This is a genomic window from Actinomadura sp. 7K507, from assembly GCF_004348425.1.
Taxonomy (GTDB): Bacteria; Actinomycetota; Actinomycetes; order Streptosporangiales; family Streptosporangiaceae; genus Spirillospora.
Genome location: NZ_SMKK01000300.1, coordinates 1 through 9831, shown reverse-complemented (window position 1 = coordinate 9831; position 9831 = coordinate 1). Strand labels below are relative to the sequence as shown.

General features: G+C 75.3%; 18 protein-coding genes. 8 read left to right on the top strand and 10 right to left on the bottom strand.

Annotated features, from left to right (window positions below; genetic code table 11):
- The coding region (locus E1285_RS40100) for an ATP-binding cassette domain-containing protein (protein WP_132159830.1) at positions 1-377 on the top strand (377 nt) is incomplete at its 5' end.
- An 83-nt stretch (positions 378-460) separates the two neighbouring features.
- Entirely contained in the window at positions 461-1342 is an 882-nt protein-coding gene (locus tag E1285_RS40095; RefSeq protein ID WP_132159829.1) for a methyltransferase domain-containing protein, read from the top strand.
- A gap of 16 nt (positions 1343-1358) precedes the next feature.
- Here E1285_RS40095 and E1285_RS47930 read toward each other — a convergent pair whose 3' ends face one another.
- The 10 genes from E1285_RS47930 to E1285_RS40045 form a co-directional block, all read right to left on the bottom strand.
- On the bottom strand, positions 1359-1871 hold the full coding sequence (locus E1285_RS47930) for a gas vesicle protein K (RefSeq protein ID WP_243723385.1): 513 nt from the start codon (positions 1869-1871) through the stop codon (positions 1359-1361).
- Positions 1868-2074, bottom strand: a complete 207-nt coding sequence (locus E1285_RS40085) for a gas vesicle protein (protein ID WP_132159828.1) — start codon at positions 2072-2074, stop codon at positions 1868-1870. Before E1285_RS40085 ends, E1285_RS47930 begins: the two co-directional genes overlap by 4 nt.
- Positions 2071-2976, bottom strand: a complete 906-nt coding sequence (locus E1285_RS40080) for a GvpL/GvpF family gas vesicle protein (protein ID WP_132159827.1) — start codon at positions 2974-2976, stop codon at positions 2071-2073. Before E1285_RS40080 ends, E1285_RS40085 begins: the two co-directional genes overlap by 4 nt.
- Entirely contained in the window at positions 2973-3368 is a 396-nt protein-coding gene (locus E1285_RS40075) for a gas vesicle protein (RefSeq protein WP_132159832.1), read from the bottom strand. Before E1285_RS40075 ends, E1285_RS40080 begins: the two co-directional genes overlap by 4 nt.
- 48 nt (positions 3369-3416) lie before the next feature.
- Positions 3417-3677 (bottom strand): gas vesicle protein GvpO, encoded by a 261-nt coding sequence (gene gvpO / locus E1285_RS40070; protein ID WP_132159826.1) that lies wholly within the window; start codon positions 3675-3677, stop codon positions 3417-3419.
- Positions 3678-3687: 10 nt separating this feature from the next.
- Entirely contained in the window at positions 3688-3951 is a 264-nt protein-coding gene (locus tag E1285_RS40065) for a gas vesicle protein GvpG (RefSeq protein ID WP_132159825.1), read from the bottom strand.
- 3 nt (positions 3952-3954) lie between these two features.
- A complete protein-coding gene (locus tag E1285_RS40060) occupies positions 3955-4758 on the bottom strand; it encodes a GvpL/GvpF family gas vesicle protein (protein WP_132159824.1) in 804 nt (267 codons plus the stop codon).
- On the bottom strand, positions 4758-5192 hold the full coding sequence (gvpJ, locus tag E1285_RS40055; RefSeq protein ID WP_132159823.1) for a gas vesicle protein GvpJ: 435 nt from the start codon (positions 5190-5192) through the stop codon (positions 4758-4760). The genes E1285_RS40060 and gvpJ overlap by 1 nt, the downstream gene beginning before the upstream one ends.
- A 189-nt stretch (positions 5193-5381) precedes the next feature.
- Complete coding sequence (locus tag E1285_RS40050) at positions 5382-5822, bottom strand: hypothetical protein (RefSeq protein ID WP_132159822.1); 441 nt, start codon at positions 5820-5822, stop codon at positions 5382-5384.
- Between the two features lie 58 nt (positions 5823-5880).
- Complete coding sequence (locus E1285_RS40045; protein ID WP_132159821.1) at positions 5881-6840, bottom strand: TIGR03557 family F420-dependent LLM class oxidoreductase; 960 nt, start codon at positions 6838-6840, stop codon at positions 5881-5883.
- 154 nt (positions 6841-6994) lie between these two features.
- On the opposite strand from E1285_RS40045, the gene E1285_RS40040 reads away from it, so the two are divergent.
- The 6 genes from E1285_RS40040 to E1285_RS40015 are packed head-to-tail and all read left to right on the top strand — an operon-like array spanning position 6995 to position 9813.
- Positions 6995-7645: a hypothetical protein gene (locus tag E1285_RS40040; RefSeq protein ID WP_132159820.1), complete on the top strand. Its 651-nt coding sequence runs from the start codon at positions 6995-6997 to the stop codon at positions 7643-7645.
- Positions 7642-7908 carry a monovalent cation/H+ antiporter complex subunit F gene (locus tag E1285_RS40035; RefSeq protein WP_132159819.1) on the top strand — a complete coding sequence of 89 codons (267 nt, stop codon included), beginning with the start codon at positions 7642-7644 and terminating at the stop codon, positions 7906-7908. Before E1285_RS40040 ends, E1285_RS40035 begins: the two co-directional genes overlap by 4 nt.
- Before the next feature lie 13 nt (positions 7909-7921).
- Complete coding sequence (locus E1285_RS40030) at positions 7922-8215, top strand: monovalent cation/H(+) antiporter subunit G (RefSeq protein ID WP_132159818.1); 294 nt, start codon at positions 7922-7924, stop codon at positions 8213-8215.
- Positions 8216-8222: 7 nt separating this feature from the next.
- On the top strand, positions 8223-8702 hold the full coding sequence (locus E1285_RS40025; RefSeq protein ID WP_243723384.1) for a DUF4040 domain-containing protein: 480 nt from the start codon (positions 8223-8225) through the stop codon (positions 8700-8702).
- Positions 8699-9463: an MnhB domain-containing protein gene (locus E1285_RS40020; protein ID WP_132159817.1), complete on the top strand. Its 765-nt coding sequence runs from the start codon at positions 8699-8701 to the stop codon at positions 9461-9463. Before E1285_RS40025 ends, E1285_RS40020 begins: the two co-directional genes overlap by 4 nt.
- The gene (locus E1285_RS40015; protein WP_132159816.1) at positions 9460-9813 is read left to right on the top strand and encodes a cation:proton antiporter subunit C; all 354 of its coding nucleotides are present in this window, start codon (positions 9460-9462) and stop codon (positions 9811-9813) included. The genes E1285_RS40020 and E1285_RS40015 overlap by 4 nt, the downstream gene beginning before the upstream one ends.
- Positions 9814-9831: the final 18 nt, after the last annotated feature.

The window sequence follows — 9831 nt, the reverse complement described above, 5'->3', positions numbered from 1 at the left end:
TCGCCGAGGTGGTGGAGGAGCTGCCGGAGGGGTGGGACACCGTGGTCGGCGCGGGTGGCCGGGGCCTGTCGGGCGGGCAGCGGCAGCGGCTGCTTTTGGCGCGGGCGCTGCTGGCCGATCCGCCGGTCCTGGTGCTGGACGAGCCGGCCGAGGCGCTGGACCCGGTGGCGGCGGACGCGTTGACCCGGGATCTGCTGGAGTGGCCGGGCGGTGGGACGCTGCTGCTGGTGACGCACCGGCTCGCGGCGCTGGACGCCGCCGACGAGGTGGTGGTGCTGGACCGGGGCCGGATCGTGCAGCGGGGCCGCCACGGTGAGCTGCTCGCGGCGCCGGGCGCGTACCGGGACCTGTGGGACGCCGAGCTCCTGGCGGCGTGAGCGGGCGGACCTCGTTATTGGACCAGATCGGCCGGTGGTGATTGGACCTGTTCTCCGGACCATTGCGCGGCCATGGTTGAGTCATGGAAACCACGACAACGACTCCGCACGGCGGCACCGCGTCCGGCGCGACCGGGACCGGCGGCACTGAGACCGGCGGCTATGTGCACGGATACTCCGGGCGGGAGGCGCGGCGCCTGGGCGACCAGGCCGACGCGCTGGCCGATCTGCTGCACGGCGGGACGTCCTACCCGGCCGGGAGCCGGGTGCTGGAGGTCGGCTGCGGGGTCGGCTCGCAGACGGTGCATCTGGTGTCCCGCTCCCCCGGCGCGGAGGTGACGGCCGCCGACGTGTCCGGCGAGTCGCTGGCCCGCGCCCGCGCCCGCGTCGCCGCGTCCTGCCCGGGTGCGCGGGTCGCGTGGGTGAACGCCGACCTGCACGATCTGCCGTTCGCCGACGACGAGTTCGATCACCTGTTCGTGTGCTTCGTGCTGGAGCATCTGACCGACCCGCATGCCGCGCTGGTGGCGCTGCGGCGGGTGCTGCGGCCCGGCGGGACCCTCACCGTGATCGAAGGCGACCACGGTTCGGCGTTCCTGCACCCCGACAGCGCCGACGCCCGCGCCGCGATCGGCCACCTGGTCGCGTTGCAGGCCGCCGGGGGCGGCGACGCGCTCATCGGGCGGCGCCTGCGGCCGCTGCTGGCCGGCGCCGGGTACGGCGGCGTCACCGTCTCCCCCAGGACCATGTACGCCGACGGGTCCCGGCCCGACCTGGCGCGGGCGTTCACCCTCGACACCTTCACCGCGATGGTCGAGGGCGTCGGTGACGAGGCCGTCGCGGCCGGGCTCTCCACGTCCGCCGACTGGGACCGCGGCGTCGCCGCCCTGCACCGCGCCGCCGAACCGGACGGGACGTTGTGCTACACGTTCTTCAAGGCGGTCGCGGTCAACCCGCCCGGGTGAGGCCGCCCGGGACGGGTCAGTTGTCCGGCAGGAGCGGGCCGAGGGGGCCCAGGTCGAGGTTGAGGTCGTGGTCGTCGAGGTCGAAGTGGTCCTTCAACCGCGTCATCGCCTCCTCCAGCCGCATCAGCGCCAGCCCGAGATCCTCGATCTGGTCGTCGGACAGGTCGCCGCCCTCGGCGCGGCGCAGCGCCTGGCGTTCCATCAGCTGGCGGATCAGCTCGACCAGGGTGAGCACGAGCTTGACCAGGTCGCGTTCCACGGTCTCGGGGTCGGACCGCAGCCGCTGCATCGTCCGGGACGAGCGTTCCCGCGGACCCGTCTGGCGGTCCGCGTCCCGGGCGGGCGCGGCGCGGACCGGGGCGTGCGCGGACGAGCCGCCGGTGCGGCCCGCCAGGATGTCGTCGGTGAGCGGGTCGCCGGCGGCGGGATCGGTCACCGACACCTCCCCCGTCACCGGCTCGCGGTCGCGGTCGGCGGGCTCATGGCCCGTCCGGTCGCGGTCTGGCCCGTCGCGGTCTGGCCGGGTCACGGTCGGTCCTCCTCGGGGAGCAGTTCGTCGCGGACGGTGGTGATCAGCGCCCGCAGCGACACCTGCACCAGGTCGACGCCCGCGATCGAGATCACCAGGTCGCCGGTGATGACCACGCCGCCGGCCAGCAGCCGGTCCAGCAGGTCGACCAGCGCGACCCGCTCCATCGGCGCGTCGCCGGCGTGGTCCAGTACGGCCGTCACCGGGACGCGTCCCCCGGTTCGGGTGCGGGCGTGGTGTCGGCGGTGTCGATGAAGGAGTACGGCGGCCACGGCCCCGTCACCTCCAGCTCGATGCCGGGCAGCCGCTCGGACGCCGCCCGCGCCACCGCCAGGAAGCGCTCGGCCCGGTCCTCGTCGACCAGGTAGGCGACGTTGAGGATCTGGGTGTCGCGGCGGCCCGACAGGCCGGGGTCCTGCGGCGGGTGGTGCCGGGAGGCCACGGCGTGGCCGGCGAGTTCGGCGTGCAGGCCGTCGGCCGCCTCGCCCACCCGGCGTCCCGCGTCGGCGCGGCGGCGGCGCTCGTCCTGCCGGCGCCGCAGGTACGCCGTCCCCACGCCGCCGCCCTCCGGCGCGGCGGCCGGCCGTGGGCCGGTGAGGGGCTCGGCCCTCGGCGCGAGCCCCCCACCGGGATCCGAGGGGTCCCCGTCGTCCTGCGTCCGGGGTGGCGGGTCGCCGCGCAGCGTCTCGGCGGACGCGTAGGCCTTCACTCCCCATTCCGAGCGGCCGGTGATGCGGTCCAGGACCGCGCCGAACCGCTCGCCCTGCGCCGCCAGGACCTCGGCTACGCGGGCGTCGTCGCTGTAGAGGGTCGCGATCCGCACCGGCGCGGTCGGCGCGGAGTGCGCCGCCCGGTCCACCACGTCGTGGTGGGCGCGGGCGGTGGCCTCCAGCCACGCCAGGTCCTCCAGGTTGGCGCGCAGCGCCGCCTCGCCGTACTCCTCCAGCCGGACGGTGCTGACCAGCGCGGTCAGCCCGCCCGCGACGACGCCGCGGACCGGTGCGCCCGCCACCCCGGCGGCGTCGCCGAGCGCGGCGGGGTCCAGGTCCCGGGCGACGCCGTACAGGTAGACGGCGGTGTCGCCGGCGGTCTGGGCGTCGGTCATGATCTGGGCTCCTTCCCGGCCGCCTTGCCCGCGGCCTTGCCCGCGGCCTTGCCCGCGGGTTCGGCCGCGGCGCCGTCGCCGGCCTCCAGGGCGGCCAGCCGCTCGCGCAGCAGCCGGTTCTCCTCCAGCAGGGCGCGGTCGCCGGCGTCGGCCTGGCTCTGGGCCTCGGCCTGGGCCTGCCGGGCCTTGGACGACAGCGACGGGTCGTGCTCCCACCAGTCGATGCCCATCTCCTTGGCCCGGTCCACCGACGCCACCAGCAGCCGCAGCTTGATCGTCAGAAGCTCGATGTCGAGCAGGTTGATCTGGATGTCCCCGACGATCACGATGCCCTTGTCGAGGATGCGCTCCAGCAGGTCGGCCAGGTTGGCCGAGGTCTTCTCGCCGGACATCGACCGTGCGGGCGACCGGGTCCCGGTCCAGGACTCACTCAATGGTCTTCAGTCCCTCTCCACTCGTCCGCGGGGGTAGCGGCGGGCGCGGCGGTAGCCGACCAGTTCGCCGTCCGCGTCCACCTCCGTCTCGTAGATCGCGAGGATGTCGGCGGAGTCGGGGATGCGGCGGGTCTCCACGACCTCCACCTGCACCCGCCAGCCGTCCTCGCCGGCGCGTTCCAGCCCCACCACGCATTCGGCGCTGCGGCCGGTCATCGCGGTGACGTGCTCGGCCGCCCGCTTGGCGGCGTCGGACGCGGACATCATCACGGGCCTCCTACCCGCCGGCCTGCTCGCGGCGGGCCTGCTCGCGGGCGCGGCCCTCGTTCAGCCGGCGGATCAGATCCTCCTCGCGCTCGGCGGCCTCTTCCTCGGTGATCTCACCGTCGGCGACCTCGTCGGCGATCTGCTGCATCTCCGCGGCGATCCTGCCCGGGTCGTACAGCTGCGCCTCGGCCTGCTCGGTCAGCGTCTCGGCCAGCCACATCACGCCGCGCACGGGTGCCAGCGGCAGCGTCACCAGCCCGGAGAACAGCCCCATCGCCTACTCCTCCGGGACGAAGTCGTAGGGCGGCAGCGGGCCGATCAGCCGGATCTTGACGCGGTCGGCGTGGTCGCGGGCCAGCTTGTCCACGGCCCGCTCGAACTCGGCGCGCCGGTCGGTGCGGACCAGGAACGAGGCGTCCAGCACGTCCTCCTCGCGGGCGGGCGATTTGGGGGCGGCGGCCTCGGCCGCCGGGGCGGCGCCGTCCAGCAGCACCTGCCCGTCGGCCTCGCGGAGCCGCTCCATCGACTGCGCGATCAGCTCGCCGAGGCGGATGCGGTCGTAGTAGACGGCGTCGGCGACGTCGGGCGGGACCTCGCGCAGCCGCCGCGACAGCTCGGCGATCTCCGGTTCGGACGCCATGATCTCGCGGAGCACCGTGTCCTGGACGTAGGTGGCCTTCAGGCGCAGCTCGACGTGGCCTTCCAGCCGGTCCAGGACGTGCCCGAACCGCTCGGAGTTGCCGGCCAGCAGTTCCTTCTCCACGGCGGCGCGGTCGGCCAGCGCGGCGCCGAACCGGAACGGCAGCACCACGGTCCCGGCGTCGACGAGCGAGTTCAGGACCCGCTGGTGCGCCACCAGGTCGGCGCGTTCGCCCAGCGCGCGGCCGCGCGGCAGGTCGCTGACGATCGCGGCGCACACGCCGCCGTCCTCGACCAGCGCGACCGGCAGGTCGTCCAGGCCGTTGACGTCCGCGGGCAGGGCCGCGCCCGAGCGGGTCACCCCGTACACGTACTGCGGGGTCCCGCCGTGCTGCGGGGTGTCCCCGGGGCCCGGGCCGCCGGGGGGTTGCGGCGTGGTCATTACTCCTCGTCCTCCTTCTTGCGGGACGAGCGGCGCCGCGCGGGCTGCTTGTCGCTCTCCTCGGAGTCCTCGTCGTCGCCGCCGAAGGTCTCCTTCAGCCGTTCACCCGCGCCTTCCAGGGCGCCGCGGGTCTTCTTCTTGGCGCCCGACTCCTGCGCGCCCGACAGGAACTGCGGCAGCCCCTGCGTGCCGTCGTTGGCGATGTCGAGGCGGTTCACGGCCTCGGCGAACCGCAGGTAGGTGTCGACGCTGGCGACGACGATCCGCACGTCGATGGTGATCAGCTCGATACCGACCAGTGAGACCCGGGCGTACAGGTCGATGACCAGTCCCTTTTCCAGGATCAGGTCAACGACGTCGGCGAGGCTGCTACCGGTGCCGCCGCGCTGGACGTAGTTGCTGCCCGAGGTCTGCTGGGCGACCGGCCCAGTCATGTCATCAACTCCCTTTTTGGGGGGTTTTGCCGTTGTTCACCTCACCCCTGTACCCGCACTGATCTCCCTAAACTGGGGACCCGGTTCCGGTCACCCGCCGGTCAAGCTGGGCACGAAAGCGCCCCCGCGGCGGCCTCCCGGTTCCGGAGGGCCGCCGCGGGGGCGCATCCGAACGCGCCGTCGTGCGGGTCAGCGTTTCCTTGCCGTGAGCCGCCCGACGACGACGCCGGCGACACCGGCCACCGCCACCGGGACGGCGCGCAGCAGCCGCCCGAGCGTCATCAGCTTGGCCAGCCCGGCCACCCGCCCGGGCAGCGCGGTCACCTGGTCACCGGCCTGCGCCACGCCCTTCTGGACGCCCTGCGCCGTTCCCTGTGCGGCGCCCTCGGCGCCCTTCGCGGCGCCTTCCGAGGCGCCCTTGGCGCCCTTCGCGGCCGCAGCGCCGCCCTTGGCGGCGCCTCCGGCGGTCTTTTGCGCGCTTCCCGCGCCGGCCTTGCCGGCCTGGGCGGCCTTGCCCGCCCCCGCCTTACTCGCGGCGGCCTTGCCCGCCTTTCCGGCGGTTCCGGCGGCGCCGGCCGCGGTCCTGCCGGCCTTTCCGGGCCCGTCACCGGGCTCCGAGGGGGTGTTCATCATCCATCCTTCCATCGGGGGGTTGCCGTCCCGGGGCGTCGCCCCGGGCGGGCCGGTCTCAGCCGCCGCGCAGCCGCGGCAGCACCTCACCGGCGTAGAAGTCGAAGAAACCGTCCTGTTCCGGACCGATCTGCGTCACGAACACGTCGTCGTACCCGGCATCGGCGTAGGTACGCAGCGCCGCCGCGTGCACCCGCGGGTCGGGGCCGCACGGCACCCGCCCGGCCACCATGTCCTCGGTCACCAGCTGCGCCAGCTGCCGGAACTGCCGGGGCAGCGCGAGCTGCTGCTTCGCCTCGCCCGGCACGTGGTCGCTGGACCACAGCCGCAGCGCGGTCCGGCGCGCCTCGCCCTCATCGCGGCCCCAGCACACCTTCAGCCCGCCCTGGACCGGGTTGCCCTCGCCGCCGCTGTGCCGGTACTCCCTCACCAGCTCCTCGTCGGGCATCATGCAGATGAACCCGTCGGCGATCCGCCCGGCCAGCTTCGCCGCCTTCCCCCCGAAACCCGACATGAAGATCGGCGGCGGCTCGTCCGGGAGCGTGTACAGCCGCGCGGTGTCCACCCGGAAGTGCTCGCCGCGGTGGGTGACCTGCCTGCCGGTGAACAGCCGCCGCATCAGGTCCACGGCCTCCTCCAGCATGTCCAGCCGCTCGGCGGCGACCGGCCACCGCGAATCGACGATGTGCTCGTTGAGGAACTCGCCCGTCCCGACGCCGAGGGTGAACCGTCCGCCGGTCAGCACCGCGCTGGTCGCGGCGGCCTGCGCGATCACCGCCGGGTGGACGCGCACCAGCGGGCACGTCACCGCCGTCGCGATCGGCAGCGACGTCGCCTGCGACACCGCCCCGATCACCGACCACACGAACGACGCCTGCCCCTGCTCGTCCAGCCAGGGGTGGAAGTGATCGGAGATCCACAGCGCCTCGAACCCGGCGTGCTCGGCCATCCGCGCCTGCCGCACCAGCTCCGCCGGCCCGTGCTCCTCGGTCGACAGGAAGTAACCGAATCTGGTCATCGACGGCTCCCTGCTCCCTCCGCGATCGCGGAACCGGCCTCTACGGCGACTACCCGGCCCTGCCCGGGCAAACATCCCGACCGGGACGCCGGGCCGGCCGAAGGGCCCGTCGAAGGGAACGGTTGAAACCGTCCGCCCGGGTATGCCGCAAGCCATGCCAGACCGCCACGGCACCCCCGACGACCGCGCCGGGCCGCTCCGCCGCGCCGCGCCCGCGGGCCCCACCCCGCTGCTGCGCCCCGGGCCCGCACGCCGCGCCGCCGAACCACTGGCCTGGTGGTCGGTGCTGCTGGCCGGATACCTCGCCATGGCGTCCGCGATCACCCCCACCGAGATGACCGTCGGGGCCCTGGCGGCCGCCGCGGGCGCCGCCGCGGCCGTGGCCGCACGCCGCGCCCTGCTCGGCACCGGCACCGCCCACGACCCCGAGGGCGGCCACCGGCCCGCCGCCGACCTGTCACCGCGGCGGCGCCCCGTCCCGCCGGCCAGGCTCCTGCCGCCGCTGGCGCTGCTGCCCGCCCAGATCGCCGCCGACACCGCCCGGATCACCGCGCGCGGCGCGTCCGGCGGCGGCTGGACGTCCCTGGGCGTGGCGCCCGGACCCGCCGACCGCGGCGTCGCCACACTGCTGATGTCCGCCTCCCCCGGCGCCTACGTCGGCGGAGTCGACCCCGAACGCGGCCTGCTGCGCGTCCACCGCCTCACCCCGCGGCCCTCCCCGTTCGAACGGCGCCTGCACGGAGCAGGCCTCCTCCACACCCCCCGCGCCGGTTCCGGCGGGGATCCCGGCTGGGAACCGGCATGAGCACCGGCGTGCTGAACACCGCCGTGCCCGCCCTCGCCGTCATGGCCGGCGCGCTGCTGCCCGCGCTGCTGTCCACCCTGCGCGGCCGCCCCGCCGGCCGGCTCGCCGGGCTGATCGTCACCGGCCCGCTGGTCGCGCTCGTCCTGGTGCTGCTGGCCGCCGCCTACGGGCGGCCCGCCTACCTCGACGTCGCCCTGGTCGTGGCGCTGCTGTCGTTCGCCGGGTCCCTGGTGTTCGCCCGGTTCCTGAGCCGGACGCTGTGAACGGGGAACGCCGATGACCCTCGCCCTGCTCGCCGACGTGCTGACCTGGTCCGGCGCCGCGATCGCGGTGGCCGCGGGGCTGCGGCTGCTCCTCACCCGCGGCGCCGCAGCCCGGCTGCACACCGTCGCGCCCGTCACCGCGCTGGCCGCGCCGCTGCTGATCGGCGGGCTGGCGCTGCGGCCCTGGTCGTCCTGGCACGACGTCGCCAAGCTCGCCGTGATCGCCGTGCTGCTGGCCGCCACCGGCCCCGCCGCCGTGGTCACCGCGGGCCAGGCAGTCGAACGCGCCGCCGGCAGGCCGGAGTGAACCCGCCGTGAACACCCCGCCGCCGACCGCCGCGTCACTGGACGCCGCGTCACTGGACGCGCTGTCGCTCGACGCGCTGTCGGGGCCGCTCGCCGACGCCCTCATCGCCACCGCCCTCGCGATGGCCGCGCTCATGGCGACCGCGGTCGTCCTCACCCGCAGCACCGTCCGCCAGGCGATCGTGCTGTCGGGGTACGGGATGGTCCTCGGCCTGCTGTTCCTCATCCTGCAGGCCCCCGACGTCGCCATGTCCCAGTTCGGCGTCGGCACGGTCGTCATGCCGCTCCTGGTCGTGCTCGCCCTGCACGCCACCCGCCGGCACCGCGCCGCCGACGCCGAGGCGGGCCGCTCCGGCGGCGGCGACGAGGGCGAGCAGGCCGCGGGCCCCGGCACCGGCGCCGGGCAGGACGGCGCGCCCGGCGCGGAGCACAGCGGGAGACACGAGGGAGGACGCGGCGGGAACGGCGGCGGGGAGGCGCGCCGGTGAAGGTCCGCGCCCGCCTCCTGCTGTTCGCCGCCGGCGCCGCCGGCACGGCCGCGGTGTTCACCGCCGGGACCCTCGGCCTGCCCGCGTTCGGCGGCGCCGTGCACCCCTACGGCGACCGCGCCGTCGAGCAGGCCCTGCGGCAGGGCACCTCCAACGCCGTCGCCTCGGTCACCTTCGACCAGCGCGTCTTCGACACCCTCGGAGAGGAGATCATCCTGCTGGCCGCCGCCGTCGGCGCCGTCGTGCTGCTGCGCGTGGTGAGCCGCGAAGCGCAGGACGAAGGCGGCTCCCACCGGTACGGGCCCGCCGAGGTGTCCGACGCGCTGCGCATCGTCGGCTACCTGCTGCTGCCCCTCACCCTCGTCGCCGGCGTCTACATCGTCGCGCACGGCCACCAGTCCCCCGGCGGCGGATTCCAGGGCGGCGTCGTCCTCGGCACCGCCATCCACCTGCTCTACCTCGCCGGCGACTACCCCGCCCTGCAGCGGCTGCGGCCCATCCCGCTGTTCGAGTCCGCCGAGGCCGTCGCCGCCGCCGCGTTCGCCGTGCTGGCCCTGGCCGCCGCCGGGCAGGCCGCCGCCGGCCGCGTCCCCGCCCTCAACACCGCCGTCGGCGTCGAGGTCGGCTGCGCCATGGTCCTGCTCCTGGGCAGGTTCTTCCAGCAAGCCCTGCTCGTCCGCGACGGCGGACCCGCCACCCGGACCGGCCCCCGGTCCGGCACCGACCGCAGACCCGACGCCGAGACCCGGGAGCCGCCGTGAGCGTCCTGCCCTACCTGACGGCCGGCTGGATCATGCTCGTGGGCGTCTACGGCGTCGTCACCAGCCGCGACCTCATCCACGCCGTGGTGTGCCTGTCGGTCACCCAGTCCGGCACCTACGTGCTGCTGCTGGCCATCGGCTACCGCTACGGCGCCACCGCCCCGGTGTTCTCCGACCGGCCCCCGCCGCCCGCCGGCGGGCCCGTCACCGACCCCGTCGTGCAGGCCATGACCCTCACCGACATCGTCGTCGGCGCCACCGTCACCGCCCTGCTGCTCGCCTTGGCCGTCCAGGTCGCCAAACGCCGCGGCACCCTGGACCCCGGCGCCCTGCGGTCCCTCGAATCGTGATCCTGCAGACCACCATCG